At 56.9% G+C, this 25,948-nt stretch carries 27 protein-coding genes; 18 read left to right on the top strand and 9 right to left on the bottom strand.

Annotation, left to right across the window (positions count from 1 at the left end; translation table 11 throughout):
* The first annotated feature begins 8 nt into the window (after positions 1 to 8).
* Positions 9 to 821, top strand: coding sequence for an MBL fold metallo-hydrolase (locus Q4D85_RS10110; RefSeq protein WP_303200148.1), 813 nt, complete (start codon positions 9 to 11; stop codon positions 819 to 821).
* Between the two features lie 39 nt (positions 822 to 860).
* On the opposite strand, the gene glxR is transcribed toward Q4D85_RS10110, so the two are convergent.
* On the bottom strand, positions 861 to 1,544 hold the full coding sequence (glxR, locus tag Q4D85_RS10105) for a CRP-like cAMP-activated global transcriptional regulator GlxR (protein WP_047263108.1): 684 nt from the start codon (positions 1,542 to 1,544) through the stop codon (positions 861 to 863).
* A 163-nt stretch (positions 1,545 to 1,707) separates the two neighbouring features.
* Positions 1,708 to 1,836 (bottom strand): hypothetical protein, encoded by a 129-nt coding sequence (locus Q4D85_RS10100; RefSeq protein ID WP_303200145.1) that lies wholly within the window; start codon positions 1,834 to 1,836, stop codon positions 1,708 to 1,710.
* A gap of 43 nt (positions 1,837 to 1,879) precedes the next feature.
* Between Q4D85_RS10100 and nth the strand changes: the two genes are divergently transcribed.
* Genes nth through Q4D85_RS10080 form a run of 4 tightly spaced genes read left to right on the top strand, consistent with a single transcriptional unit; the run spans position 1,880 to position 5,101 of the window.
* On the top strand, positions 1,880 to 2,608 hold the full coding sequence (gene nth / locus Q4D85_RS10095; protein ID WP_303200144.1) for an endonuclease III: 729 nt from the start codon (positions 1,880 to 1,882) through the stop codon (positions 2,606 to 2,608).
* Positions 2,609 to 2,612: 4 nt separating this feature from the next.
* Positions 2,613 to 3,143 (top strand): TlpA disulfide reductase family protein, encoded by a 531-nt coding sequence (locus Q4D85_RS10090; RefSeq protein WP_303200143.1) that lies wholly within the window; start codon positions 2,613 to 2,615, stop codon positions 3,141 to 3,143.
* Complete coding sequence (locus Q4D85_RS10085) at positions 3,140 to 3,874, top strand: CoA pyrophosphatase (protein ID WP_303200142.1); 735 nt, start codon at positions 3,140 to 3,142, stop codon at positions 3,872 to 3,874. The genes Q4D85_RS10090 and Q4D85_RS10085 overlap by 4 nt, the downstream gene beginning before the upstream one ends.
* Positions 3,875 to 3,895: 21 nt before the next feature.
* The gene (locus tag Q4D85_RS10080; protein WP_303200141.1) at positions 3,896 to 5,101 is read left to right on the top strand and encodes a MarP family serine protease; all 1,206 of its coding nucleotides are present in this window, start codon (positions 3,896 to 3,898) and stop codon (positions 5,099 to 5,101) included.
* 82 nt (positions 5,102 to 5,183) lie between these two features.
* On the opposite strand, the gene Q4D85_RS10075 is transcribed toward Q4D85_RS10080, so the two are convergent.
* The 3 genes from Q4D85_RS10075 to Q4D85_RS10065 all read right to left on the bottom strand — a co-directional run bounded on the left by Q4D85_RS10075 (position 5,184) and on the right by Q4D85_RS10065 (position 8,009).
* Positions 5,184 to 6,386: an HNH endonuclease gene (locus tag Q4D85_RS10075; RefSeq protein ID WP_303200140.1), complete on the bottom strand. Its 1,203-nt coding sequence runs from the start codon at positions 6,384 to 6,386 to the stop codon at positions 5,184 to 5,186.
* 136 nt (positions 6,387 to 6,522) lie between these two features.
* A complete protein-coding gene (locus Q4D85_RS10070; RefSeq protein ID WP_303200139.1) occupies positions 6,523 to 7,467 on the bottom strand; it encodes an alpha/beta fold hydrolase in 945 nt (314 codons plus the stop codon).
* 41 nt (positions 7,468 to 7,508) lie between these two features.
* On the bottom strand, positions 7,509 to 8,009 hold the full coding sequence (locus Q4D85_RS10065; RefSeq protein ID WP_303200138.1) for a phage holin family protein: 501 nt from the start codon (positions 8,007 to 8,009) through the stop codon (positions 7,509 to 7,511).
* A 118-nt stretch (positions 8,010 to 8,127) separates the two neighbouring features.
* Between Q4D85_RS10065 and Q4D85_RS10060 the strand changes: the two genes are divergently transcribed.
* Positions 8,128 to 8,790 carry a hypothetical protein gene (locus Q4D85_RS10060; protein ID WP_303200137.1) on the top strand — a complete coding sequence of 221 codons (663 nt, stop codon included), beginning with the start codon at positions 8,128 to 8,130 and terminating at the stop codon, positions 8,788 to 8,790.
* Here Q4D85_RS10060 and Q4D85_RS10055 read toward each other — a convergent pair.
* The gene (locus tag Q4D85_RS10055; RefSeq protein ID WP_303200136.1) at positions 8,787 to 9,611 is read right to left on the bottom strand and encodes an HAD family phosphatase; all 825 of its coding nucleotides are present in this window, start codon (positions 9,609 to 9,611) and stop codon (positions 8,787 to 8,789) included. The two genes, Q4D85_RS10060 and Q4D85_RS10055, sit on opposite strands and share 4 nt — an antisense overlap.
* 280 nt (positions 9,612 to 9,891) lie before the next feature.
* On the opposite strand from Q4D85_RS10055, the gene Q4D85_RS10050 reads away from it, so the two are divergent.
* From Q4D85_RS10050 to Q4D85_RS10005, 10 genes are all read left to right on the top strand, one after another.
* Entirely contained in the window at positions 9,892 to 10,497 is a 606-nt protein-coding gene (locus Q4D85_RS10050; protein WP_303200135.1) for a TetR/AcrR family transcriptional regulator, read from the top strand.
* An 8-nt stretch (positions 10,498 to 10,505) separates the two neighbouring features.
* Positions 10,506 to 12,794, top strand: a complete 2,289-nt coding sequence (locus tag Q4D85_RS10045; RefSeq protein ID WP_303200134.1) for an ABC transporter permease — start codon at positions 10,506 to 10,508, stop codon at positions 12,792 to 12,794.
* A 30-nt stretch (positions 12,795 to 12,824) separates the two neighbouring features.
* On the top strand, positions 12,825 to 13,559 hold the full coding sequence (locus Q4D85_RS10040; protein WP_303200133.1) for an ABC transporter ATP-binding protein: 735 nt from the start codon (positions 12,825 to 12,827) through the stop codon (positions 13,557 to 13,559).
* Between the two features lie 169 nt (positions 13,560 to 13,728).
* Positions 13,729 to 14,808 (top strand): septum site-determining protein Ssd, encoded by a 1,080-nt coding sequence (gene ssd, locus Q4D85_RS10035; protein ID WP_303200132.1) that lies wholly within the window; start codon positions 13,729 to 13,731, stop codon positions 14,806 to 14,808.
* Positions 14,808 to 15,974, top strand: coding sequence for a TadA family conjugal transfer-associated ATPase (locus tag Q4D85_RS10030; RefSeq protein ID WP_303200131.1), 1,167 nt, complete (start codon positions 14,808 to 14,810; stop codon positions 15,972 to 15,974). Before ssd ends, Q4D85_RS10030 begins: the two co-directional genes overlap by 1 nt.
* Positions 15,971 to 16,786 (top strand): type II secretion system F family protein, encoded by an 816-nt coding sequence (locus Q4D85_RS10025; protein ID WP_303200130.1) that lies wholly within the window; start codon positions 15,971 to 15,973, stop codon positions 16,784 to 16,786. Before Q4D85_RS10030 ends, Q4D85_RS10025 begins: the two co-directional genes overlap by 4 nt.
* Entirely contained in the window at positions 16,783 to 17,394 is a 612-nt protein-coding gene (locus Q4D85_RS10020) for a type II secretion system F family protein (RefSeq protein ID WP_303200129.1), read from the top strand. The genes Q4D85_RS10025 and Q4D85_RS10020 overlap by 4 nt, the downstream gene beginning before the upstream one ends.
* A gap of 27 nt (positions 17,395 to 17,421) precedes the next feature.
* Complete coding sequence (locus tag Q4D85_RS10015) at positions 17,422 to 17,640, top strand: DUF4244 domain-containing protein (RefSeq protein WP_303200128.1); 219 nt, start codon at positions 17,422 to 17,424, stop codon at positions 17,638 to 17,640.
* A gap of 2 nt (positions 17,641 to 17,642) precedes the next feature.
* The gene (locus tag Q4D85_RS10010; protein WP_303200127.1) at positions 17,643 to 17,951 is read left to right on the top strand and encodes a hypothetical protein; all 309 of its coding nucleotides are present in this window, start codon (positions 17,643 to 17,645) and stop codon (positions 17,949 to 17,951) included.
* Positions 17,952 to 17,953: 2 nt separating this feature from the next.
* Entirely contained in the window at positions 17,954 to 18,283 is a 330-nt protein-coding gene (locus tag Q4D85_RS10005; protein WP_303200126.1) for an Rv3654c family TadE-like protein, read from the top strand.
* Here Q4D85_RS10005 and Q4D85_RS10000 read toward each other — a convergent pair.
* Positions 18,280 to 20,619 (bottom strand): DEAD/DEAH box helicase, encoded by a 2,340-nt coding sequence (locus Q4D85_RS10000; protein WP_303200125.1) that lies wholly within the window; start codon positions 20,617 to 20,619, stop codon positions 18,280 to 18,282. The two genes, Q4D85_RS10005 and Q4D85_RS10000, sit on opposite strands and share 4 nt — an antisense overlap.
* A 294-nt stretch (positions 20,620 to 20,913) precedes the next feature.
* Here Q4D85_RS10000 and Q4D85_RS09995 point away from each other — a divergent pair, with 294 nt between their 5' ends.
* Both Q4D85_RS09995 and topA read left to right on the top strand, forming a co-directional pair.
* Positions 20,914 to 21,117 (top strand): cold-shock protein, encoded by a 204-nt coding sequence (locus tag Q4D85_RS09995; protein ID WP_047263091.1) that lies wholly within the window; start codon positions 20,914 to 20,916, stop codon positions 21,115 to 21,117.
* Between the two features lie 396 nt (positions 21,118 to 21,513).
* Complete coding sequence (gene topA, locus Q4D85_RS09990; protein WP_303200124.1) at positions 21,514 to 24,471, top strand: type I DNA topoisomerase; 2,958 nt, start codon at positions 21,514 to 21,516, stop codon at positions 24,469 to 24,471.
* A 59-nt stretch (positions 24,472 to 24,530) separates the two neighbouring features.
* Here the strand turns inward: topA and Q4D85_RS09985 are convergent, their stop codons facing one another.
* Together Q4D85_RS09985 and Q4D85_RS09980 are read right to left on the bottom strand one after the other, a co-directional pair.
* On the bottom strand, positions 24,531 to 25,202 hold the full coding sequence (locus Q4D85_RS09985) for an anti-sigma factor (RefSeq protein ID WP_303200123.1): 672 nt from the start codon (positions 25,200 to 25,202) through the stop codon (positions 24,531 to 24,533).
* Entirely contained in the window at positions 25,202 to 25,762 is a 561-nt protein-coding gene (locus tag Q4D85_RS09980; protein WP_303200122.1) for a sigma-70 family RNA polymerase sigma factor, read from the bottom strand. Before Q4D85_RS09980 ends, Q4D85_RS09985 begins: the two co-directional genes overlap by 1 nt.
* Between the last annotated feature and the right edge of the window lie 186 nt (positions 25,763 to 25,948).

Below are 25,948 nucleotides of genomic sequence, written 5' to 3'. Positions count from 1 at the left end.
TTAAAACCATGGAGCATCCCGCTTACAGTCAGCTGCGGCCGGTAACGCCGTCAGCATCCGTTGTTTTATGCCCGAATCCAGGATACGCAGCCCTTGAAGGAACGAATTCATGGGTGATACGTGCCCCTGGTGATCCAGCTAGCATCGTCATTGACCCTGGCCCTGCGGATGAAGGGCACCTGAACGTCCTCAACAACAAAGCATCTGAAGTGGGAATCATCCTGCTCACCCACCGGCACCACGACCACGCTGACGGTGCGCATCGCTTCCGGCAATTAACTGGGGCACCAGTGCGCGCATTTGAGGCGCCGTATTGCCACGCCGCCGAGCCGCTTGTCGACGGCGAAACCATCACGGTTCCTGGCGTTACCCCGCAAGTCGAGGTGGTACACACCCCAGGCCATACCCGTGATTCAGTGTGTTTTTTCATCTGGTCCGGCACCCCACATGAATCAACACTTGAAGGCATCGTTACCGGGGATACCATTGCTGGTCGCCACACCACCATGATTTCCGAAACCGACGGCAATCTGGGGCAGTATCTTGATACTCTCGCCCTATTGGAGAAACGTGGCGCGGGCGTGCGGCTACTACCAGGTCACGGGCCCGACGGCGACGATGTCGCCAGCTTCGCCAAGTGGTACACCGAGCGGCGGCAACAACGGTTGGAACAACTCACCGCTGCGCTCGAAAAATTAGGGCCAGACGCCGAACTGAAAGAGCTTATCGCAGAAATCTACGACGATGTCGACCCAGTGCTACGCCACGCGGCCGAACAATCCACTCGGGTTGCGTTGCGATACCTCGAAGAATCCGCATAACAAAACCGGCCTCAGAATCTCCGAGGCCGGTTTTCGTCTCTATCGGGCGCGTTTTGCCAAATGCTCCGTGTCCACAATCAACACCGACTTGCCCTCCAGCCGGATCCAGCCGCGGTGGGCGAAGGTTGCAAGGGCTTTATTGACGGTTTCGCGGGAGGCGCCCACCAATTGGGCGATTTCTTCCTGGGTCAAATCGTGATTAACTCGCAGCGCGCCGCCTTCTTGAGTGCCGAAACGATTAGCAAGCTGCAGCAACGTCTTAGCGACCCGCCCCGGCACATCCGTGAAGATCAAATCAGCCAACGCGGAGTTCGTGCGGCGCAACCGGCGTGCCAATACCCGCAGCAATTGCTCCGAGATTTCCGGGTGATCCGCAATCCACTTCCGAAGCATGTCAGAGTTCATGGTCGCTGCGTGAACCTCGGTCACGCACACTGCTGACGACGTGCGGGGGCCCGGGTCGAAAATGGACAATTCGCCGAACATATCGGAAGGGCCCATGACGGTGAGTAGATTTTCGCGGCCATCCGGCGCATGCCGAGCCAACTTCACCTTGCCGGACGTGATAATGTACAGTCGATCACCAGGGTCACCCTCCTCGAAGATGGTCGCCCCCCGAGGGAACCGCACGGTCTCCAAATCATTAATCAAATTGGCGACCGCAATGGGATCAACGCCCTGGAAAATACCAGCACGCGATAGGATGTCTTGCACACCTTCCACGATGAAGTGCTCCTCATACTCTCTTGGTGAATGGCACAGTAACAAAATGCCTGACACTCGTAATTTCCCCCAACTTTACTATGCAATACGTCACTATTGCATCCCAAAAAACAGTTTCGTCACAAAAGTTGAATTTGGGGGACAAAAAGGGGGTAAACGTTAGTTATCCGACGGAAGATGAAACGGCGTCTTCGTCGTCGTCAAGCCGCAAAACAGCGTTTTCCAAGCGGTCCATCCACAATGGAAACAACGCAAAAGCCACCGGCACCGCAAGCACTAGAACAATCGTCATACCTGTTACCTTAACCCGTCGTAAAGAATATAGGGTGATAACCATGACACAACCGCAGCGCAATACCAAAAACCGCGCCACCGCCCTCAACCAACAACTAACCCTGGGCTACCCCAATGCGCGCTGCGAACTCAACTACACCAACCCGCTCCAATTACTCGTCGCCACGATCCTCTCCGCACAAAGCACCGACAACCGAGTCAACAACGTCACCCCAGAACTCTTCGCCGAATACCCAACGGCACACGCCCTAGCGGCGGCTACCCCTAAGCACCTACAAGACATCATTCGCCCCACCGGGCTCCACACCACAAAAACAACACAACTGATACAACTCGGACAGCAACTCGTCAAAAACCACGGCGGCGCAGTCCCCGACACCCGCGACGAGCTGACCAAACTGCCCGGGGTAGGGCGCAAAACCGCAAACGTTGTCCTCGCTAACGCTTTCAACCAGCCTGCGCTCAGCGTCGACACGCACTTCGCGCGGATCGTCAAACGCTTCGGGCTGACCGACGAGACAGCGCCGGACAAGATCGAAGCGGACATCGCCTCCCTATTGGGGAAATCAGAATGGACAATGTTCTCCCACCGGGTAATTTTCCACGGCCGACGCATCTGCCACAGTCGCAACCCAGCTTGCGGGGCGTGCTTTCTAGCACCAATGTGCCCCAGCTACGGTATTGGGGAAACCGACCCAGCCCGTGCACAAAACCGCATCAAAGCAGAACCCGCCGAACGCCAACACCTTCTCCAGCTAGCATCCCAGTAACCCCATGCGAAACACCATCATTGCCTCAAGCATCATCTTCTGCATCGGATTGATCGCGCTCCTAAGCCTCACCATCCCCAGAAACGAACCCCCCGCAGAATCCGACACCACCCACATCGCTCAGCGTCCCAACTGCCCCCAAACACACATCACCCTGCCGTGCCTGGGCGCGGACATAGACGAGCGCGAACCGGCACCGATAACGATCGTCAACCTGTGGGCATGGTGGTGCGCGCCGTGCCGCGATGAACTGCCGCTTTTCGACGAACTCGCCGCCCAAAACCCCCAATGGGACGTCATTGGAGTCCACGCCGACCCCAATGCTGCTAACGGCGCGGCTATGCTCAACGATCTCAATATACAGATCCCCTCATACCAAGACAGCGACAATACTTTCGCGGCTGGCAATAATCTGCCAAACGTCGTGCCGATCACCATCATCTATCAAGATGGGCAGCAAAAAGGAGTACTGGCAAGAGCTTTTACGGACTACGAAGACCTAACCACCTCTATTGGGGAAATAATCAACTCATGAACAACCACACCGACACACCTGGACAAAACACAAAATTACAACCAGACCAGCATCCGCAGTGGCTTGGTCCTCTCATTGAGGAAATTCACCTCGGTAATGTCAGCCAAACCCTAGAACACAGCCTTGAGCCAATAGTCCCAATAGATCGATCCAAACAATCCGCAGTCCTTATCCTGCTCCAAGGTGATGACAGCACAACAGCGCTTCCTAAAGACGCTAGCATCCTTCTCACGCACCGTTCCCCGCACCTTAGGGCGCACTCCGGTCAAATTGCATTTCCTGGCGGCAGAATAGATCCAACGGACCACAATCCTATTGACGCGGCATTACGAGAAGCGTGGGAAGAAACTGGTCTTGATCGAGCGACAGTTACGCCATTAGCCCAATTGCCAGAGGTGCACATCAGGGTGACTGGAAATCCGGTGCACCCAATTGTGGCGCATCGGCGAAATGATGATGGTGTTGGTGTAGTGAATCCGGTGGAAGCGGACGCGGTATTCAGCGTCCCTATTGAGGAACTTGCGGCGCCAGAGAATAGGCTAGTGGTGTCGAAAGGAGCTTGGCGGGGTCCAGCGTTCAGGATCCATGATTACATCATTTGGGGGTTTACTGGCGGAATGTTGAATGCCCTTTTGGCTCATGCTGGCTGGGATGTGCCATGGGATGAGGATACCTATTACGATTTAGCGGAGATGATTGCTGCTTCGCGGAATAATGAGCGGCATTTTTAGGAAAGGCAGGATCGGTCCAAAATGAGTAGTTTTTCTACATCCGGTCTAATAGTGGACGTCGTTATTGCACTCATCGTAGTGTTTGCGATTTACGCGGGGTGGCGCCAGGGGGCGTTTGCCTCAGTGCTGTCTACTGTTGGTGTTATTGCTGGACTGATTTGCGGCGCCGCATTCGCTCCGTTGATGATGGAGCTCACTGAATCGGTGGCATTGCGATTTTTGCTCGCCATTGGCATTATCTTTTTCCTTGTAGGGGTGGGTAACTTAGTCGGCGGCGCATTGGGGTCGGCGTTGCGGGATCGCATTAGGTGGCGTTCGTCGTTAATCTTCGATTCCATTATTGGCTCTGCGTTTCAAGCGTTGGCGAGCCTGGTGGTTGCCTGGTTGGTGGCTATCCCGTTGGTTACTGGCCTACCGGGTGGTTTCGCGAATGGTATTAAGAGCTCTCAGATATTGGGGTATGTTGACAAAGCGGCTCCGCCATTTTTGGCTAATTTGCCTACCCGAGTGTCGGCGATGTTGTCTGAGACTGGTTTGCCGCCGCTGATCTCGCCGTTTAATTCCGCTAAAAATGTTGCGGTTGAAGCCCCTGCGATCACCATTGAGGATGTTGCTTTGGTTGAGAGGTTGCGGCCGTCGGTTGTGCATGTATTGGGAGAATCACAGGCCTGTGGGCGTCGATTGATGGGGTCGGGTTTTGTTATCGATGAAAATCATGTGATCACCAATGCTCACGTTGTTGCCGGAACCGAGGTTGTGCGCTTGGACACAGTATTGGGGACACATACTGCCACGGTTGTTTTTTATGATCCTTCCCTTGATATCGCGGTTTTGCGCTCTGACGAGATGAAGATTGATCCTTTGCGGTGGGCGGAGGAAGTTTCGTCAACCGGTGACGACGCAATTGTGATGGGCTTCCCGGAATCGGGCCCGTTTGAGGCAGCTCCCGCCCGAATTTCGGATCGATTATTGATTGCTGGTCCAGATATTTATGCTTCAGGTCGCGTGGAGCGGGAGGCTTATACCGCACGTGGTTCCATCCGTCAGGGTAATTCAGGTGGCCCAATGTTGAATTTGGATGGCGAGGTCATTGGTGTCGTATTTGGTGCAAGTGCTGATTCCTCAGACATTGGCTATGCGTTGACAGCTGCGGAGGTACGAAAAGCGGTGGGGAATATTTCCCAATTATCGCAGCCAGTGGATACCCAGGAATGTGTGATTAGGTAATTAGCTTTTCGACGCCCCAATGGGCAGCAGTTATAGGCCGACGCCAGGATTGGCTCGGCCTTTCGTCATATAACGTGTGGGATTATTCCTCCAATGGGTACCAGGAATGGTCGCAGTCAGGTGCGAGTATTCGATTGGTGTAGTGGAGGGCGTTTCGTTGATTGGCGTTTGATCTGTTGCGGGTGATGGTTCCGTCGGGAAGCTTGTACCAGGTTAGTCCGGTTTTGGGGTCTGTGATAACGCGTCCGTGGAGGGGTTTTCGGGGGTCGTCGTCGTTGTGGAGGTTGTGTTCTCGGCACAAGGGGCACAGGTTGTCTGCTGTGGTGGTGCCGCCGCGTGAATAGGCAGTGATGTGGTGGATTTCGCAGCGTACTGCGGGGATGCGGCAGTGGGGGTTTTGGCAGACGAGGTGGCTGACGATGCTGAGGAATCGGTCGTCGGCGTCGGCAAGTCGCTTGACTTCGAATACTTTTTGCGGCCGAGCGATGCCGTTTCGGTCTTTGTAGCTTACAACTGCGAAACCAAATTCGGCGAGTTTGGCGTCGACCATGTCCTGGAGGTTTATCGTCTCGCCGTCGGTGTTGGTGATGGTGCCGTCGACATTTTCGGTAATTTCGGCGATCGGAACGAGGAAGCAGGGACGCTGCCTGACATCGCGTGGGTTGTCGGGGTTTTCGCCTTCTTCAATGTTCTCCAATGAGGAGAGGTCGTAGCCGTTGAGGACGCGGTCGACGAGGGCGCGCGCATGTCCTTCCGCTTTGTCGACGGCCTCGCCCGTTGCCGCCAGGTGGGTTGCTTGGGGTTCTAGCGAGGCTGCCATGCGGGCTGCGATGTGGCTGGGCAGTTTCATGATGAGGTGGCGCATGCCGTCAGCGTCGGCTTGGCTGGAGTAACGCAGGTACCATTTGCGGCAGCGGTTGTGGCCGTCGTTAAGCTCGGCGATGGTGTGGGTGATGTGTTCTTTTAGCTCGTCGACGGAGGCGTTGCGGGCGAAATCCATTAGTGCAATCCGCACTTTTCGACGATCCACGTCCGGGTTCGCCAATTGGCGTTCGGTGCGCGCGATGAGTCGCATTTTTGAAAAGGAGAGCTTGCGTTCGCAGGCGTAGGCGAGTTCTTCTGCGTCGAATGTTTTGGCTACGGAGAAGTACAAACTGGCTTCGGTTCGGCTGATCGCCAGCGTGACGGCCAGTTCGTCTTTGCTAAGTCGTGTTGTGCGTAGCTCTGCCAACAATTGAGAGCCGCTTTGCGCGGTGGCGGCGAATTCCTCAATTGCGGTTGTCATGCTTCAACCGTATGCAACCTGCTGGCTGTGGTTCAAGGGGTGCCGCCAACTTTAAGAATATGTTTGTGCAGGTCACATCTGGTGTTCTAATTTTGGGATTTTGGGAACCAACCGGGTGACTTTTTGAGTCTAATAGTTAGTGGTCCTCTATTTCTCTGACGAAGGCCCCCACAAAAGAGGTGAATGCCTGAGGGTTTTCTAAGTGCGGTTGAAGCCGAGTTTCGGGAATGTGCGTCAAACGGATCCCCAATAGGCAGCGGTGGCGCGCCGCGGCAATAAGGGCTGCGGACTGCAGGGATTCGTCGACAAGCATGTGCACCGGCACCTGGATCTTTTCACCCAGCCACTTTATGGGTGGTTGCCGTAGCATTAGGCGGAAGCTGCGAATCATCGCATTGGGGGCATTGGTGATTGCCAGGGCCGTTTCGCGTAGTTGGATACTTTGGGTGAATTGGGGGGTTTGTTGGAAGTCTAAGCTGGTGCTGTTGCGAAGATCGCGGCGGATGAATTGACTCCGGCTTGGGCACAGCCGCCTGATGAACGATGTTGGCAACCGAAAGAGCAACGAGTGCGTCATCAGGTTTGAAAATAGCCACGGTTTGCGCAGCACTATACGACGCATATCCGTTGGGTGGATTGCTCCGCAGGTGGTGATGGATGCGACGTGCTCTGGGTGGCTGGTGGCCATCGTCCAAGCGATGGTTGCGCCGGTTCCCATGCCGACCAGGTGGGCTTTGTCGTGCCCTAACGTGCGGATTGCCCCGGCGATGTCGCCGGTGAAGTGGCGCAGGTCGTATCCGGTTGGGGGTTTGTCCGACATGCCAAATCCGCGAAAATCAAGGGCGATCGCATGAAACCCCATTTTCCCCAATAGGGGGAGGACGTCTTTGAAGTCCGCCCAGCAGCTCACCGCGTCGTGAAGCAGCACTATGGCCGGGTTGGTCGGCTCACCAGCGGTAGCCGCGTGGAGTCGGATGCCGCGGGTGTGGAGGTTGTGGTGGTGGAATTCGCCTTCGAGTGCTACCACATTGGGGGAGAGGTTTTTCACGGTTGGGGCTTTCCGGTGGAGTAAAACGGGCACGCCCCTTCGATTTTTACGGAAGGGGCGTGGTGGGTATTGGTCTAGCTGAACATGCCTCGCCGTTTGGTGTTGAGGTTTTCTTCGGCTTTTCCGGGTACCAATTCTTTGAGTCCTTTGGCGGATTCGATTGTTTTGGTTGGTGCTTTGATTTTGCGGATTTTCTTGAAACCGAGAAGCGCCAGCAGCGCGGCCATGTTGATCATGACGAGGAAGACGATCAAAAATGCGGCCCATCGTTCGAGCCAGAGGCTGAGGAGCTCTGCGACGAAGAAAAAGAAGAAGAATGAGCTGTAAAGCGCGATGGCTCCGGCGACGCCGAATAGACCGCCGCCGATGGCGCCTTTCTTGACCTCGCTGCGTAGTTCCGTCTTGGCGAGTTCGATTTCGGCCCGCACCAAGGAGGACATTTGCTCGGTGGCGTTGGAGACGAGTTCCCCAATAGAGCCTTGGGTATTGGTGTCGACGTCGGAAAGCGGGATGGAGTTTACCTGTGATCTGAAGGTTTCAGGGTTGCTGGTAAACATTCCGTTGTCGTTGCTCACTTGGGTTGTTCCTTCCACGATTTTTTCATCAGTTACTGCCAATCGTGCCACGAATTTGTGTGGAAGGGGAATTTTTGTTGGGTTTTGTTACTTTTTTGCTTTATTCTCCTTAGCAATCATGGATGTTTTGGGTCATATCGCCGCAGACGATTCGGTGCACGCGTTGATTGAGGAGGCGACTGCCGCTATTGGGGCGGTGTATCGCCGCCCGCCGGTTTTGCGCCAGGAGCAGGTTGTGTGTTCGGAGTCGGTGGCTCGCGGGGCGAAATTATGTGCCCAGGCGGGCTGGGTTCCCCAATTGGAAGCGTTGAGCGCGTTCGGGGTGGTTGTGCCCGCGGTGCGGGAGGAGACGGCGCGGACGTTTCTCCGGGCGCCGCTGCAGGTCTTGGCCCGTATCGACGTGTTGTGTGGGGGTGATGGCCGTCCGCGGGATGCGGCTGCGGCTAGACGGCTGTCCCTATTGGGGAAAGTTGTGGTGGCGAAGCCTCATGAGGCGGTGATTCCGGCGGTGGTATTGGGGGAGATTGTGGCACACGAGCTTTTCGACGTCCGCAGCGGTGCGGTGGGCCAGGTTGCCAGTCGGGTTGCGGCGGTCGCTAGTGGATTTGATCCGCTTGGGTTGATGGTTCCGGAGGTGTGGTATGGGCGTCGAAAAGCGGAATTTGCGGAGCTTATCGCGGGGTTTAGTGGCCCGGATGGGGTGCGGGATTTTGTGCGGTTTTATCTTCAGGCGATGATCGCTGGTGCCGAAGAGGCGGCGGGGATCGTTGCCGCAGTTTAGCTGGCGGGCGGTTTGCTGCGCATCCACCACCAGATTCCGGCGGTGACAGCGGCGATTCCGGCGACCACGCCGGTGCCGATGCTGATGTCCTTGCCGCTGGGCAGCGGAACCAGGGGGATCGGATTGCGGAAGGTGTGAATCGTCCAGTCGTTTTCGATGGCGGTTCGGCGCAGCGTTCGGTCCGGGTTGACTACATTGGGGAAACCGACGAGCTGCAGCATGGGCAGGTCGGTGGCGGAATCGGAATAGGCGTAGCTTTTACTGAGGTCGTAGTTTTTGCGGGCCGCGAGGCTTAGAATGGCGGCTGCCTTGGCGTCGCCTTTGCAGTAGAAGGAGATGTTTCCGGTGAATTTGCCGTTTTCTTCTTCCAGTTCGGTCGCGATGACGGTGGTGATTCCGAGCTCTTCGGCGATCGGTTCGACCAAGACTCGGGCGGAGGCAGATATGATCACGACGTCGTGGCCAGCTGCTTTGTGGTCGGCGATGAGGGCGCGGGCTTCGGCGTAGATGGTGGGGGTGACCACGGAATGCATGGTTTCGTTCGCTATCGTCCGAATTTGCTCAACATCCCATCCCGTGACCAGGTTGGATAGGTGATCCCGGGTGGCGTCCATCTGCTCGCTTGAGTGCCCGGCGAACATGTAACTGGCTTTCGACATGGACATGTGAAGCGCCTCGGCGGGGCTGATGAGCCCGGAATTGAGGAATTCTTTTCCGTAAACGTAGGCGGAGGAAGTGGCGATGATTGTTTTGTCAAGATCGAAAAAAGCGGCGACCGTAGGTGGACGTGGTGTAACTTCGCGGCTGGTGTTGATACTCATCGATAACCTCCTTGTCAAGAGTTTAGTATGTTCGGATTGCTCCGGGGTTGGTGAGTATGTCATAATGGGCGATGCAAGGCCCCGATATACAGTGCGGCCTGCCCCGGCCGGATCCCCCCCCTTTTGAAATGGCCGGGTTGGCGACCTGCGCAGTACCCCCCCTTTTTAGCGCAGGTCGCCCTTTATTTATTTTTCCACCCTCAATCATTGGGGAACTGCTACACTCAATTTTAGACCGACAGTCGGTCGAGAAGTTCTAGTTGGAAGATGAAGTAGGGAAATGGTGTCGTCATCAGGGAAGAATCGAAAAGATCAGATCATGGATGAGGCGCTGGCGCTGTTTATCACCAAGGGGTTCCAGGAAACCACGATTGAAGACATATTGGCTGCAACCGGCATCGCCAGAGGTACCTTGTACTACCACTTTCAGGGCAAAGCCGAGATCATGATGCAGATCATCAACCGAACTGCAGAGGAAATCGCGCAGCGCGCGCGGCTGGTAGCGAACCAAGAAATGGATTTCCCTATGAAGTTTCTTTCCGTGGTTCAGGCGGCGCAGGTTTCGGGCCCAGCTCAGGACCTTGTCTCGGATATGCACGATACGCCGAATGCGGAATTTCATATCCAGTCGGTGATTAAAACCGTCGAAAAGCTAGCGCCGATTCTCGGTGACGTCATCGCGGAGGGGATCGCCGCGGGCAGCTGCACGTCGCCGCAACCCGAGCGCGACGCCGAGATCCTGCTCACCGCCGGTTTCATCCTCCCGGATCAGGGGTTTTTCCCGGCTACTTCTCAGTTGAGTGCGACGCGCGTGAGAAGTTTATTTGCCGCCGCTGAACGGCTCTTGGAACTTTCCCCTGGTACATTTACCGGATTTTTTGCTTAAGGATAATCATGTGGACACGAATTCTCATCGGTGACTTTAAACGCAGCGTTCCGTTATCGATTACCCTCACGCTGTTAATCGCGGTGGCGGCGACTCTCGTAATCAGCGGTACCGCGATGACGAGTCAAACCTTCAGCGCGGTTTCGGCCATGTGGAACAAGGCGCAACCACCAGATTTGATGCAAATGCACGCGGGTCCGCTCGACGAGCAGGAAATCTACGATTGGGCGCATTCCCAAGAAAATATCGACGACGTGCAGATTGTTCGCACCCTGCCCATTCCGCCCGACGGATTGTGGCTAGCGGGCACATCACAATCGGAATCGGTCCTTGAGCCAGCTCTAGTGACGCCGTCGGAGAAATTTGATTACCTCCTCACCGAGAATGGGGAGCGGGTTCACCCCAAGGAAGGGGAGGTGATACTGCCGGTGCACTACAGCGCGGTAGGTGCCGCTGACGTAGGCGATGACATGCTCGTCAAAATCGCAGGCGAGGAAAAGCGACTGCGGATTGCGGGTTTTGCCAGGGACATGCAGATGAATCCGTCAATGGTGACGTCGAAACGGCTTGTGGTGCACCCGAAGGACTTTGACTATTTCGCAGAAAAGGGTTTGGAAAGCGAATATCTCATCGAGTTTATGGTCGCCGATGGCGCCACTATCAGCGCGGTTCAAGATGCCTACACCCAGGCGAAATTGCCCGCCCAGGGGGTTGCCATCGACGCGGCAGTGCTGAAACTCATGAACGCGCTCACCACCTTGATTACCGCCGTGCTCGCCTTGTGTATCGCACTGCTGCTTGTCACCATCGCTGTTCTAGCGTTGCGGTTTGCGTTTATCACCTCCATAGTCAACGACATAAAGCACATCGGCACTCTGAAGGCTATTGGGGCGCCAGGTAAGGCAATTAAACGCATGTACATCATGAAATACCTGGTGCTGGCGGTTATTGGTACCCTCATCGGGGCGGTCGCAGCCGTTGGGTTGACCCGGCTAGCAATGAAGCCGGTTTTGCTGTACTTAGGTAAGCCGCCGCACAGCTTTGCGACGCTTGCCCCGCCGATCGTGGCGGCGCTGGTCGTGCCGCTCATCGTCGCGCTGTTTTGCTGGCTGCTCCTGCGCAGACTCGATAAGGTCAGCCCGAGCGAGGTTCTATCCGGCAGCGGTGGTGGAAGCCGAACTCGCAATCGTCGGTTCCGCTTATCTAACAGCAAACTACTGCCAGCAAATATTTGGCTTGGGTTAACAGCAGCAACCGAAAAATCGCACACGCTACTAGTCGCGGTGATCGCCGTTGCCACGTTCCTCTTGGTCTTCCCCGTCTCGCTTCTCGCCACCTTCAATAATCCGAATTTCTCCACTTACCTAGGTATCGGCAAGTCGGATATTCGTCTCGATCTGCGTACCGGCAGTGAAACAGATTTCTCCCAGCTCGTTGCGGAACTGCAAGCTGACGACGATATCGCCGAAAGCGCCGCACTCGTGACCAATAGGCTCCAGGTGCAAGGGCCAGAAGGGTGGGAATACGTCGTGGTGGAACGCGGCGACCACTCCATCTTCCCGCTTAACTACACCAGCGGTACCGCACCGGACGATGACACGGAAATTGCGGTTTCAGTCAACCAAGCGCAAGCACTGGAGGCCACAGTTGGACAGGACATTCAAATAACCGATGGCAGTCAGAATCGAACCGTGCGGATCAGCGGAATCTATCAAGACATCACAAACGGCGGCCGCACCGCCAAAGCCACCTTTGACACGAATGCGCCAGCGTTATGGCAGGTGATGTACGTAACGGTCAAACCGGGCGTGGACGCCGCCGCTAAGACTGAAGCGCTGAGTGAGAAATTCCCCACCGCCACGATCACCGACGTTGCGGACTATACGCGGCAAACCCTAGGGGCAACTACCGGGCAAATCGCGATAGTCGTCGCTTTATCCGCGGCGGCCGCACTTGGCCTGGTGTTCTTAATGACAGTGCTGTTCCTCATCCTGGTATTCGCGCAAGAACGAAGCCAGATCAATACCCTCCATATGATCGGTGCCAGTAGAAAAACCATCATGGGGCAATACCTCGCGCGATTCATCACGGTCGGGATCATTGGGATCGGAATCGGAGTGGCTATCGCGGCTTTCGGCGGCACCAAGCTGTTGTCTTTAGCATTGGGATTGCTAGGTGCGCCGGGCGTGCACTTACTGCCTAACCCTGCGATCAGCTACCTGCTCCTGCCCGCCTTGGTGTTGGGTGTGATGGTGATTGCCACCCTGATTGCCGCAAAGAAAATTACCCCGGAATAGTAGTGAGCGAAAACGATAAAGGAAACAACGATGCTGCAAGCAAAGAATGTAACAAAAACCTACGACAGCCAGGTGCTAGCCGGAATCGATCTGGATATTGCCCAGGAACAGTTCGTTGCGATCATGGGTCCCAGTGGCTCAGGTAAATCCACCCTGCTCCACATCCTGAGTGGGCTAGACAACCCCACCGATGGGACCGTGCACCTTAAGGGCACGGAACTAACCGCCTTAACCGATCAGGAGCGGGCGCAATTCCGACTGCAAAATATTGGGTTTGTTTTTCAACAGCCGCACTTTCTGCCGTCGATAAGCGTGCGCGATAACATCATCTTGCCCGGATTTCTCGCCGCGAAACGAGGGCGAGACGACGTGACACAGCTGGCAAACAGCCTGTTGGAACGCATGGGCATAGGGGATTTGGGGGACCGGGCGATCTCGGAAGTTTCTGGTGGGCAATTGCAGCGCGCCGGGATTTGTCGGGCGCTGATCAATGAACCGGCAATTATCTTTGGCGACGAACCGACCGGCGCTCTCAATCACGCGACCTCCGTTCAGATCCTCGCTCTACTGCACGATATCCATTCCGCCGGCTCCACGATAGTTTTGGTGACCCACGATCCGTTGGTGGCTAGCCATGCACAGCGGGTTTTGGTACTTGCCGATGGTCAGGTGGCGGAAGACGTCTGGCTGGGAACTTATGATTCTGCGTCCGAATCGGCGCGACTAGAGACGGTGATGTCGGTGATGGCCCGTCAAGGGGTGTAGCGGGCGGGGGGTAGCTGCGGTGCGTCACCTCGTTACTGGTGGTGCACATGTGGCGCAAGGGGACTAAATTCCACAGAAAAATTGTGGACGCGTCAGCTACATTGTGAGTTATCCACAGCCCAGTACCACCGCCAGCACGACCGCGGCGGTTGTGGCGAACACTTAAAGCATGACCACCCCAGCTATCCTCGTTGCCATCACCGATCCAGTTATCCACCCCGAGGCGCTTAGCGTGGCCGCCGCAACCGGCATGGAGATCGTTGACACCACAGATCCCCGGGACATCATCCGGTATGCGCCCAAGGCGTCCGCACTGCTTGTCGACGCCACCACGGCCGCCCATGCGTCTGCGTATCGAACGAGCGGCACGTTATTTTTACTATTTGCCGAACCCGGCCCCATCGATTGGAAACTAGCCGTACACGTCGGCGCGGCTAATGCCTTTATCATCCCGGCAGAATTGAAACCACTACTGAGCGAACTGGGAAACCAGTCCGTTACCAGGCAATCCACCGACAGATATCCCGTTATTGCCGTGACGTCATCGGTTGGTGGGGCTGGGGCATCCACCTTGGCGGCAAGCGTAGCGCTGCACATGGCGGCTGACGTTCCGACCGTGCTTATCGACGCCGATCCGCAATCCGCTGGAATTGATCTCCTTCTAGGCTGTGAATTGTGCCCGGGGATACGGTGGGCTGAGCTGCGGCTGGCAGACGCCACGATCGATCCGACTGACATCGTTACCGCCTTGCCGCACACGGATAATCACCTCCCGGTACTCACGGCAGCGCGCGGCGGGCTTGTCAGCGGAATAACCGAGGAAAAACTGCAGCTTGCGATACGGATTTTAAGCGCAAGCTACCATGTCATCGTAGACCTGCCAAGCCATGCACCGTTCTTTAGCGCGGTTGCCGATCACTGCGACTATGTCGAAGTGCTAAGCCCGGCGGAAGTCCGCGCGGCAGCAAATGCCCAGCGTATTATCGCTAAATTGCGCAGCAATCGGATCCCATGTGGGCTTAGCATCCGACATCGCGGCTGGTCGGGCTTGTCGGGCACAGACATGGAAGCCATCGTCGGGATCGCCCCCACCACGGAAATTCGGACGATCTCCGGCCTGGCGCGTCTTATCGAAACCGCCGGGTTAAGCCATATACAGCAGCCGAAACTCCTGCGACTGGCGGCGACAACACTCACACAGGCCGTGGCGGAACACCATGGCGATCAACCAGCACGGCAGGTGGCATAATGCCCGGCACAACCACCTTTGATCTTGATGCGATCACCCACAAAGTCCAGCACACCCTCGCCGCACAAACGGCAGCTGACCCCACAATAAGCCACGACCCGGAAGCAATAGCTCGTTTGGTGCGCGCTGAGGCGGGCGGGATTTTAAGCGACGGTGATGTTTTGGCCGTGCTGCGCAAATTACGCCACGATTCGGTCGGGGTCGGCCAATTGGAACAGGTCATGGCGATTCAAAATGTCACCGATATCCTGGTCAATGGGGCTGGAACCGTATGGTATGACCGGGGCAATGGCCTGGAACAATCGGTGGTTCGATTCGACTCCGAACAACAGGTTCGCCAATTGGCGACCCGCCTGATAACAGCGGCAGGCAGCCGCATTGATGAGGCGCAGTGTTTCGCCAACGGCTATTTGCTGCGACCGGACGGCACAACGGTGCGGGTCCACGCCATTTTGTCCCCACCCGCACAGGCCGGAACCTGTATTTCGTTGCGCGTGCTTCGGCACGCTGATGCCCGGCTGGAGACCCTTATTGCGAAGCGCGGCATCAATTCCGAAACTGCCGCGAATCTCAGTCAGCTGGTTTCCGCCCGGCGATCCTTCATCGTCGTGGGCGGAACCGGCAGCGGGAAAACCACCATGTTGACTGCGCTATTAGGCGAGGTAGCTGCGAAAGAACGGATCATCTGCATCGAGGACACCGCTGAACTTCGGCCGCAGCACCCACATGTACTGAATCTGATTTCCCGCGGGGCCAATACCGAAGGAAACGGCGCAGTCACCATGGCTGATCTACTCAGGCAAGCGCTTCGGATGCGGCCCGACCGGATCGTCGTCGGAGAGATACGCGGTGTCGAAGTCATCGATCTGCTTGCCGCATTGAATACTGGTCACGACGGCTGCGCCGGGACGATACATGCGAATTCGATAACCGAGGTGCCAGCCCGCCTGGAAGCATTAGCGGCACAAGGCGGCATGAGTCGCGACGCGCTCATGTCGCAGCTCGCCGCAGCATCGCCAGTGATCCTGGCGATGAAACGCTTCGCCGATGGACGGCGTCGCCTGAACCAAATAGGGGTTTTGAAGGGCTTTCCCACCACGGTCGACATACTCTGGGACGCCTCCGAATCTTCCGCCCCACACATCGACTGGGGGCGGTGTCGATGAATCCGATAACAACATCGTCGCTGCTTATTGCCGCAGCCGTCCTGGTGGGGATACCGCCAGCGCCAAAAAGCCGCATCGGAACTGCAGATGTTTCGTGGTGGCGCAGCAAAATATCGCGGGTCACGCAAACTCCCCCTGTGAGCATGGCGTTAGTTGGAGCCATCGGTGTTTTTCTCACCAACCAACTACTGGCAATTCCTGTTTCCCTCATCGTCGCCTGCGTAATCGGCGGAACCACCATGACGGTGATCCTGCGGTCGATCGCAGCGCAGCGTGCGCTTCGCAGGCAAAACGAACAGATAGCGCAGCTCCTCGAAGCAGCAATAGCGGAGCTTTCCGCAGGCGCAAGCATGCTCAACGCCCTGAAAACGGCCAGCGAACAGCTTGATGACGTTCACGTACACACCGACATCGCAGTGGCTTTGAGCCACGCGGCGATCAGCGGCACCGGAAGCGACTATTTACGCAGCTCAAACAATCCATATCTGCACCAATTCGGGTGCTTGTGGGCCATAGCTGAACAGCACGGCATCAGCCTGACCAAAATCCTGCGGCACCTTCACGACCGGATCAACCATAACATCCGCCACGACGCCCGAATCCGGGCAAGCATCCAAGGTGCCACGGTGAGCGCGATCGTTCTGGCGGTTCTTCCAATACTCGGCATCGGCATGGGATACGCGCTCGGGGTGAATGCCCCTGGTTTCTTATTCGGCGGCGGCCTGGGCGGGGTCATCCTCGTCATGGGAATGATCTGCGAATGCGCCGGGCTGCTGTGGTCACACCGCATCATCGAAAGGGCAACAACATGATTATCCTCGCTGCACTGTTACTAGGCTGCGCACTCCTACTTACCGGGCCGAACCCGGCGCTGCGCATCCCGCCAGCTGCGCTTCAACCAATCGAGACGAAGCCGCGGGACGGGCCAGTACGAACCACGCTGCACCGGCTTGAAGCCAAGCTCCGCGAGCATCGGTCCACCCCACAGACGGACCCGCTTGCGGCCGCTGCCGACCTGGAATTGTATGCAGCGTGCGTGGAATCTGGCTTGAGCCCAGCCCATGCGGCGGCTGCGGTAGCAACCGCAAGCAATTCCACCAGCTGGCGTCGCACAGCAAGCCTCCTGGAACTGGGAATAACGGCCGAAAAAGCATGGGCAGAACTCTATTCCGATCCTCACTACGCGCAATTGGCGGCTTTAGCCACCAATTCGCAACGCTCCGGGGCAGCACTCGCACACGGCTGTCGCGACAGTGCGGAAAAGCTACGTCAAGAAGACATAGACCATGCAACCGCACGCGCGGAACGCGCAGGTGTCCTCATCGCACTGCCACTAACCCTGTGCTACTTGCCAGCATTCTTCCTGCTCGGGTTAGCGCCGGTCGTGCTGGAACTCGGACTCAAAATCATCACCACATAACTTTCACCAAGAGAAAAGGAAACCATCATGGAAAAAATCGCCTCCACCATCAATTACGTGATACGTACCTGGGAGCTACCCGACGTGCTTGCCGACGACGAAGGCTCCACAACCATCGAATACGCAATGGGTGCGCTTGCCGCCGCCGCGCTCGCTGGTGCACTGTATTTGGTGGTCACATCGGGCTCTGTCTCCGACGCATTGGAATCCATTATCACCAACGCATTAAGCAAGTCCCCGGCATAAACATGCGCAACGTCGGTGCCATTCTCATCGATGACGAGGGATCCACCACGGTGGAAACCGCCATCGCATTAAGCTCCCTCATTGTGGTGTTCTCGCTGATGGTAGCGGGCATGATGACACTAGCGGCCTATCTTTCCGCTATCGACAGCGCTGGTGCGGCGGCACGCGCTCATGCAATTGGCACCGACTACCAGCCACCCCGGGGCACGGTAACGGTGACGGAACACGCCGGTCTTGCCACGGCCAGCGCCACCGTACCGGCTCCGCTGGGAACCATGACAGCGCACGCCATTTTCCCGATGGAGCAGTAGCTATGGGGCGTATCCTACTTCTACGCGACGAAACCGGAAGCGCAACGGTCACCACCGCAGGGTTAATCGCGGCGTTATCCGCACTACTGTTGATCATCGCCTCGATAACCAACACCACAATCGCCACCCACCGCGCCCAAGTGGCCGCCGATTTGGCGGCAGTCGCGGGCGCCTGGGCGGTCTATACCGGCGAACCACCCTGTAAAAAGGCCGCCTACGCTGCGCAACTCAACCGCGCAGCGATACACGACTGCGCGGTTGTTGACAGCGACGTTATCGTTACAGCAGTCGACAACCGCGCCACCGCGACCGCACGGGCGGGCCCACGCTAACCCCCATCAAGCATCGTGCACAACGCCCCCAACAGCTTAATGGCCCCCGCTTTATCCAACGGCGAATTTCCGTTGCCGCATTTAGGCGACTGGACACACGACGGGCAACCAGTATCACATGCACACGAACGAACCGCCTCATATGTTGCGGCGATCCATTCGGCAAACCGCGCGAAACCACAGTCAGCAAACCCCGCGCCACCGGGGTGTCCATCGTAAACAAACACCGTGGGTAACCCCGTATCCGCATGCAGTGGTGTGGACACCCCACCAATATCCCACCGGTCACAGGTAGCAAAAAGCGGCAACAACCCAATCGCCGCATGCTCCGCAGCATGCAACGCGCCGGGGATGTCGCTAATTCCCAGCGCGTCTACCACAGCGGGATCAACGGTGTACGCGACCGCCTTGGTCAGCAACGTGTGGGCGGGCAAATCCAATGGCACGGTGGCTATGACATCGCCGTTAAAGCTTTTCATCATGTAGCCGATCACATGGTTGGTCACTTCCACATCGAGGTTCGACACCCATAAACCAGCGGCGGGGCTATACACCCGCTCTGGTTCGCGGACGATGCGAATATCGGTGGTAGATCGGGCGTGGGTGTAGTAATCAGGGATCTCTGGGTGAACGAGGGCGATCATAGTATCTAGGTCGAGCGAATCGACCACGAAACTTTCGCCTTGATGCAGATACACCGCGCCGGGATGCACCTGGGAGCAGGCTTGTGCCTGGTCAATTGTTCCGAGCACCCGGCCGTCCTCTGCATCTACGATGGTTACCTGGCTGCCGGAGCCCCGCAATGCCACTAGTGCATGTGGGTCCATTTCTCCCGGCGGCAAGCTGGCGAACCAACCGTTGGCGCGGCGGCGGAGTATTCCTTGTTTGGCAAGCGACGCAGCCACTTCTTGCGCTTGCAATTCGGAAATCTCGGCGTCGGTTAGTGGCGCTTCCAGGGCGGCGCAGTAGAGATGACCTGCGAGGATATAGGGGTTGGCTGGGTTGAATACCGCCGATTCTACGGGGTGATCCAGGAGCGCTTCGGGGTGATGCACGAGGTAGGTATCTAGCGGGTCATCTCGTGCAATGAGAACAATAATGGAGCCTTGGCCCCGCCGTCCCGCGCGTCCTGCTTGTTGCCAGAAGCTCGCTATGGTTCCGGGGAACCCGGCGGTGATGACGGCATCGAGCCCACCGACATCAATGCCGAGTTCCAGGGCGTTGGTGGTGGCGACGCCTAGCAGGGTGCCGTCGTCAAGCTGCTGCTCAAGTGTGCGGCGGTCTTCGGCCAGGTAACCGGCGCGGTAGGAGGCGATCCGGCTGCTGAGATCGAATCGGCCGTGGCTATTTAACTCTTCTTGAGTTTTTAACGCCACTAGTTCCGCCTGGGTGCGCGAGCGCACAAAGGTGAGAGTACGGGCACCTTCCGCGACGAGGGTTGCCATCATTCCGGCGGCTTCGGTTGGTGCGGATCGCCGTACCGGGGCACCACATTCCCCCGCGGCACCGTCGATGAAGCTTGGTTCCCATAGCGCGATGGTGCGTGCCCCCATCGGGGCGGTGTCGGTGGTGATCGCGGTGACTGGTGCGCCGATGAGTCTGCCCGCATGGTCGGCCGGGGTGGCGGTGGTGGCGGACGCGAGTATCACTGTTGGGGTGCTGCCGTATGCGCGTGCGATGCGCAGCAGCCTGCGCAGAACCAATGAGACGTGTGCGCCGAAAACACCCCGGTAACTGTGGCATTCGTCAATCACGATGAATCGTAGGTTGCGTAATAACCGACCCCATTTGTGGTGGTTGCTGAGGATTCCGCTGTGCACCATATCCGGGTTGGTGAAAATAAACCGCGAGGTATCGCGGATAGCGGTTCGGGCTTCTATGGGGGTATCGCCATCATAAGGCGCAGGATGCACGGAACTAAGGTCATTAATCCCGCGAATGAGGGCGGTTGTATTGGCGAGCTGGTCGGAGCCTAGTGCCTTGGTGGGGGTGATATATAGCGCGCATGCTGCTGGGTGGGCGGCAAGGGTGCTGAGTATCGGTAGTTGGTAGCTCAGGGATTTTCCGGATGAGGTGCCGGTTGCGATGACGGTGTGGTTGCCCTGGTAGGCGCTGTTGGCCGCTGCTGCCTGGTGGGTATAGGGCGCGCTGATGCCGGTGTGGATGAGTCGTTCTTTTATCCCCGGGTGGATCCATCCAGGCCAGGGCGCGTATTCGGCTTGTGTGGCGGGGATGGTGCGTAGGTGGGTGCAGGTGGAGTCGGGGAAGCGATTGCGCAGGGCGTCGATTAGTTCCGCACCGAGTAGGTACCCTACTTCGGGGCTAGGCTGGGGCATGGCCGCTCCTTTAATTTATTGCCGGTGACCTGCTGGTTGCGTCGTTTTGCTTGGCTAGCCCTCCCGTTTTGCTGTTAAACGTGGAACACTTGGATGGAGGTCGCCACACTAGGTACCCAATCCTAGAGGCATTTTAGCAACGTGATTTTTTGCCACCTCAATGGTTCACCACGATGTGGTCATTGAGGTTCAGCGGAAGCTTGACCGCTGCGTTAAGTGTGCGTGATACGTGATCGACCTTTTTTCAACCCTCGGGCCACGCACCGAAAATAGCAACACATGAAGGAAAATAATATGGCTAAGGGCACTGTAAAGTGGTTCAATGCTGAAAAGGGCTTCGGCTTTATCGCACCAGAGGACGGTTCAGCCGACGTGTTCGTTCACTACTCGGAGATTCAGGGCAATGGTTTCCGCTCACTGGAGGAAAACCAATTGGTTGAATTCGAGGTTGGCGATGGCGCAAAGGGCCCACAAGCTCTAGGTGTCCGGGCACTGTAACCCAAGAAGATTTTAAGCGTGGTCACTTCGCTGGTCGCGCTGAGGTATCCCCAACTATTCCATGTATTTTGCATGGTTTATGTTTGGGATATTTTTATGTGGTTTGTGGGGGTAGTGTGACTTCGATACGTCAATACCGTGGCTAAATAGCGGAAAACCTAAGGTGCCGTGCGGCCGAAAAAACCACTTAAGGAAAACGCCGAGGGGTATCTGGTTGGACAAAGTTGCGCAATAGCCCCGTATTATAAGGAAACGTCTGTAATTTCTGCTGAATCCTATCCGGCATTTGGCGGAAGACCCCAGCGGTATTTACCTAGTGTGAGCTTTCTGCACATTGGGTGGGTGCTCGCGATGTGATTTATTTGTGCGTTAACCGAATTGAGGTTCATTCGTTTCATGGCTGAAGGTAGCGGCATCAAGCGTCTCGTGATCGTCGAGTCTGCGACAAAAGCGAAAAAAATCGCCCCGTACTTGGGCGGGGATTATATTGTCGAGGCTTCGGTGGGACATATTCGTGACCTGCCACGGGGCGCGGCGGATGTACCCCCCAAGTTCAAAAAGGAACCGTGGGCGCGGTTGGGCGTTAACGTCGATGATGATTTCACACCGCTGTATGTGGTGAGCCCGGATAAGAAGAAGAAAGTTTCTGATCTTAAAACTAAGCTCAAGCAGGTCGATGAATTGCTGCTAGCGACCGACCCTGATCGCGAAGGCGAGGCGATCGCCTGGCATTTGCTGGAAACCTTAAAGCCTAAGGTTCCGGTGCGCCGCATGGTGTTCAATGAGATCACCAAACCCGCCATCCTTGCCGCCGCGGAAAACACGCGTGACCTGGATGAAAACCTGGTGGATGCCCAGGAAACTCGCCGTATTTTGGACCGGTTGTACGGCTACGAAGTATCGCCGGTGCTGTGGAAAAAGGTAATGCCGCGGCTATCAGCGGGTCGGGTTCAGTCGGTTGCCACGCGGGTGATTGTTGAGCGGGAACGGGAGCGGATGGCGTTCGTTTCTGCCGAATATTGGGATTTAAAGGCGCTGTTCGATACCGCTAAGCCCGCAACCGACGGCAATCCGCGGGAATTTGATGGTCGGCTTACCGCGGTTGATGGCAAGCGGGTGGCTTTGGGCCGCGATTTCAACGACAAGGGTGAGCTTACGGGCGACGTTGCCGTCGTCGATAAGGAGCGCGCCGAGCATCTGGTTCAGGTTCTCGACGGGGCGGATTTCTCCGTTGTTTCAGTGGAAGAAAAACCGTATACCCGCAGGCCTTATGCGCCGTTTATGACGTCGACGCTGCAGCAAGAGGCAGGCCGAAAGCTGCATTACACCTCGGAACGCACGATGCGGATTGCGCAGCGGCTGTACGAAAACGGCCACATCACATATATGCGTACCGACAGCACCACGTTGTCGGAACAGGGGCTAACGGCTGCCCGGGAGCAAGCAATCGCCCTGTACGGCGAAAACTATGTTGCTCCTGGTCCGCGCCGCTACGACCGGAAGGTGAAAAACTCCCAGGAAGCGCACGAGGCGATTCGCCCTGCGGGTGAGCAGTTTGCTACCCCAGGTGAGTTGCACGCGGTATTGGACGCGGAAGAATACAAGCTGTATGAGCTGATCTGGCAGCGGACCGTTGCTTCCCAGATGGCGGATGCAAAGGGTACGTCGATGAAAGTCACCATCGGGGGCCGGGCTTCCGATGGCACTGAGGTTGAGTTCTCCTCGACGGGTCGGACTATCACGTTCCAGGGATTCTTGCGCGCCTATGTGGAAACCACCAAGCAGGCGGACGGCCGGGATGTTGCTGATAATGCGGAGCGGCATTTGCCGCAGCTTTCCCAGGGCGATCAGTTGGGCGTGAATAAGTTGGAGGCCGAGGGGCATTCCACTAACCCGCCTGCCCGCTATACCGAAGCGTCGCTGGTGAAGAAGATGGAGGACCTTGGCATTGGCCGTCCGTCCACCTATGCGAGCATTATTAAGACGATTCAGGATCGTGGCTACGTGTATTCGCGCGGCAATGCGCTGGTGCCTAGTTGGGTGGCGTTCGCCGTCGTGGGGTTGATGGAGAAGTCCTTTGCTGCACTGGTGGATTACGATTTCACCTCCTCCATGGAAGACGAACTGGATGATATTGCCGCCGGAAACGAGGTTGGCTCGAATTGGCTGAAGGGGTTCTATTTCGGCGACGCGGATGCCTCCGATGCCACTGCCGAAACCATCGCACGGCAAGGCGGGCTTAAAGCGCTGGTCGGCGATAATTTGGAGCAGATTGATGCCCGGGTTGTAAACTCCCTTCCGCTTTTCGACGACGCCGAGGGCCGTCCGATCTACGTGCGGGTGGGCCGTTACGGGCCGTACTTGGAGCGGCAAATCGGTGTCAAGGACGGGGAGCCGGAATTCCAGCGGGCAAACCTTTCCGACACCACCACTCCCGACGAACTGACCCTGGAATACGCGGAGAAGCTCTTTGCCACGCCGCAATCTGGTCGCGAACTGGGACTCAACCCGGCAAACGGCCGCATGATCGTTGCGAAAGAGGGCCGATTTGGTCCGTATGTCACGGAGATCATGGGTGAGGACGAGAAGGAAAAGGTCGCGATAAAGGCGGAAGAGATCGTCGCCGAGGAGCGCGCCGCCGAGGACGCGCAGCGTAAGGCTGAGGGCAAACGGCCGAAAAACTGGGAAACCAAAACCGCCATCGCTGCGAAAGAAAAGCGCATCAATCAGATCATTGAAGAGACGCTGAAACCCGCGACCGCGTCGCTGTTTTCCTCCATGGAGCCGTCGACTGTGACGCTGGAAGAGGCTTTGCAGCTGATCTCCTTGCCGCGCGAAGTGGGGGTCGACCCTAGCGATAATGAGGTTATTACCGCGCAAAACGGCCGCTATGGTCCGTACCTAAAGAAGGGCTCGGATTCCCGGTCGCTTTCCAGCGAGGAACAGATTTTCACCATCACCCTTGATGAAGCGCGCCGCATCTACGCCGAGCCGAAACGCCGGGGTAGGGGCGCCACCAGCCAGCAGGCAATCAAGGAATTGGGCGATAACGACGTTTCGGGTAAGCCGATGAGCGTCAAAGACGGCAGGTTTGGCCCGTATGTCACTGACGGTGTGACCAATGCATCGCTGCGGCGCGGTGACGATCCGCTGACGCTTACCGACGCCCGGGCGAACGAGCTGCTGTCCGAACGGCGCGCGAAGGAAGCCGCTGAAGGTGGTACTAAGAAAGCCACCAAGAAGGCAGCGAAGAAATCCACTAAGAAAACTACGAAAAAGACCACGAAAAAGGCAGCGAAGAAACCCACCAAAACTACCAAGCGGGTAGTTAAGGCGGGTAGCCGAAAGAAATAACAGAATCGGCCGGGAAGCCTAAAAGCTCCCGGCCGATCGTTTGTGCCTTGTTAGCGAATTTATAGTTTCATTTCCCCAATCATTGCCCCGGTTGGCTTTTCGCTGCCAGCCAGCGGCTCCTCGGTGAGAATTACTTTGGTGGTTGCCTCGCTAAACGGCATCCACACGTCGGTGTGATCTTCCGGACCGATCACGCCTGCGGAGGTGATTTTGCCGGAATCGGTTACGCTCCACACCTGGACTCCCATTCCGTCTTTGACGGTCGGGGCGCCCTGGACCATGGCACCTGCTTTGTCCATGGTGTTGGAGGAAACCACATGCAATTGCACCCCGCTGACGTCCATATTGGCGCTTTGCACGTCGGCTGCGTCCATGATTTCGTGCATCGCATCAACACCAGACAAGGCATTGGTGGTGATGGTGCTGGTGGGGGCGTCGAAAAGCTTCGGCAATGTGACACCCGCAGCGGCGATTAAGACCACGGCGGCCGCAATCGACGTCACCGCCGCCATTCGACGGGGGCGATAGCGTTGGATCGGAATAACTTCGGCTACGGGTGCTGGCTGCTGCTCGACGTTTTCGATTGCGGCGAAAATATCTGCCTTCAGCCCAGCTGAGGGGGGAAGTGGAACCGCTGACAGCGCAAGAGCGTCGGCTAGATCGCGGCGTTCTTCTTCGGTGAGTTCGCTATCGTCGAAGTCGGCGAGCCAGTCGTTGGTATTGTCGGCCATTATCCCTCCTTTCCTTGAGTGACATGGAGTGCGGCTTTAAGTTTTTTCAACCCATCGCGCACTCGGGTTTTAGCGGTTCCGAGTGGTATGCCGAGATGTTCGGCGAGCTGTTGTTGGCTGAGCCCGCCGAAGTACGTGAGCATGATTGCGCTGCGATGGGGTTCGCCGATGTCGTCAACGGCGGCGCGGAGGTGTTCACCTTCGATTGCGCCAAGCGCGTCGCTTTCAACATCGACGTAACGGGTGACGTTTTCCAACGCCGCGTCACGCTCGTCACGAGCCAGTGCCGCTGTGCGGGAGCGGAGTTTATCAATGGCCCGGGACCGGGCAAGCCGAAGAATCCAACCAAGCGCACTGCCTTTATCCGGGGAGAATGTGTGGGCGTTGCGCCAAATTTCGATGAATACTTCTTGGGTGACTTCTTCGGCGACAGCCCGGTTATGCAGTACCTGCATGCAGATACCAATAACGCGGGCTGCGGTGCGATCGTAGAGAGCGCCGAAGGCTTGTTTATCGCCCTGGGCGATAGTGACAAGCAGTTCTTCGCTGGATATTTCCATGATCCATTAGGATACCGGGTAATACTCAAAGGAGAAAAGACGGAACTGTCCAGCGTATTACGGCGGCAGACGATAAGGATGTCGCTTTTTTAACGACTATTTTTCCATCTTGTCCTTTTCCATAGCATCTTTCTCCATGGCGTCCTTGGCCATGGCCTCCTTCTCCATCTTGTCGTCATGGCTCAT

Origin of the sequence: Corynebacterium sp. (genome assembly GCF_030532965.1) — a bacterium.
GTDB lineage: Bacteria > Actinomycetota > Actinomycetes > Mycobacteriales > Mycobacteriaceae > Corynebacterium.
Note: the sequence above shows the minus strand (reverse complement) of the source record. Positions and strands in the feature narration are given on the sequence as shown.

Coding starts and splice junctions, on each gene's coding strand:
- Q4D85_RS10110 (WP_303200148.1), top strand. CDS start 9: ATGGAGCATCCCGCTTACAGTCAGCTGCGGCCGGTAACGCCGTCAGCA.
- Q4D85_RS10100 (WP_303200145.1), bottom strand. CDS start 1,836: ATGACGATTGTTCTAGTGCTTGCGGTGCCGGTGGCTTTTGCGTTGTTT.
- nth (WP_303200144.1), top strand. CDS start 1,880: ATGACACAACCGCAGCGCAATACCAAAAACCGCGCCACCGCCCTCAAC.
- Q4D85_RS10090 (WP_303200143.1), top strand. CDS start 2,613: ATGCGAAACACCATCATTGCCTCAAGCATCATCTTCTGCATCGGATTG.
- Q4D85_RS10085 (WP_303200142.1), top strand. CDS start 3,140: ATGAACAACCACACCGACACACCTGGACAAAACACAAAATTACAACCA.
- Q4D85_RS10080 (WP_303200141.1), top strand. CDS start 3,896: ATGAGTAGTTTTTCTACATCCGGTCTAATAGTGGACGTCGTTATTGCA.
- Q4D85_RS10075 (WP_303200140.1), bottom strand. CDS start 6,386: ATGACAACCGCAATTGAGGAATTCGCCGCCACCGCGCAAAGCGGCTCT.
- Q4D85_RS10060 (WP_303200137.1), top strand. CDS start 8,128: ATGGATGTTTTGGGTCATATCGCCGCAGACGATTCGGTGCACGCGTTG.
- Q4D85_RS10055 (WP_303200136.1), bottom strand. CDS start 9,611: ATGAGTATCAACACCAGCCGCGAAGTTACACCACGTCCACCTACGGTC.
- Q4D85_RS10050 (WP_303200135.1), top strand. CDS start 9,892: ATGGTGTCGTCATCAGGGAAGAATCGAAAAGATCAGATCATGGATGAG.
- Q4D85_RS10045 (WP_303200134.1), top strand. CDS start 10,506: ATGTGGACACGAATTCTCATCGGTGACTTTAAACGCAGCGTTCCGTTA.
- Q4D85_RS10040 (WP_303200133.1), top strand. CDS start 12,825: ATGCTGCAAGCAAAGAATGTAACAAAAACCTACGACAGCCAGGTGCTA.
- ssd (WP_303200132.1), top strand. CDS start 13,729: ATGACCACCCCAGCTATCCTCGTTGCCATCACCGATCCAGTTATCCAC.
- Q4D85_RS10030 (WP_303200131.1), top strand. CDS start 14,808: ATGCCCGGCACAACCACCTTTGATCTTGATGCGATCACCCACAAAGTC.
- Q4D85_RS10025 (WP_303200130.1), top strand. CDS start 15,971: ATGAATCCGATAACAACATCGTCGCTGCTTATTGCCGCAGCCGTCCTG.
- Q4D85_RS10020 (WP_303200129.1), top strand. CDS start 16,783: ATGATTATCCTCGCTGCACTGTTACTAGGCTGCGCACTCCTACTTACC.
- Q4D85_RS10015 (WP_303200128.1), top strand. CDS start 17,422: ATGGAAAAAATCGCCTCCACCATCAATTACGTGATACGTACCTGGGAG.
- Q4D85_RS10010 (WP_303200127.1), top strand. CDS start 17,643: ATGCGCAACGTCGGTGCCATTCTCATCGATGACGAGGGATCCACCACG.
- Q4D85_RS10005 (WP_303200126.1), top strand. CDS start 17,954: ATGGGGCGTATCCTACTTCTACGCGACGAAACCGGAAGCGCAACGGTC.
- Q4D85_RS10000 (WP_303200125.1), bottom strand. CDS start 20,619: ATGCCCCAGCCTAGCCCCGAAGTAGGGTACCTACTCGGTGCGGAACTA.
- Q4D85_RS09995 (WP_047263091.1), top strand. CDS start 20,914: ATGGCTAAGGGCACTGTAAAGTGGTTCAATGCTGAAAAGGGCTTCGGC.
- topA (WP_303200124.1), top strand. CDS start 21,514: ATGGCTGAAGGTAGCGGCATCAAGCGTCTCGTGATCGTCGAGTCTGCG.
- Q4D85_RS09985 (WP_303200123.1), bottom strand. CDS start 25,202: ATGGCCGACAATACCAACGACTGGCTCGCCGACTTCGACGATAGCGAA.
- Q4D85_RS09980 (WP_303200122.1), bottom strand. CDS start 25,762: ATGGAAATATCCAGCGAAGAACTGCTTGTCACTATCGCCCAGGGCGAT.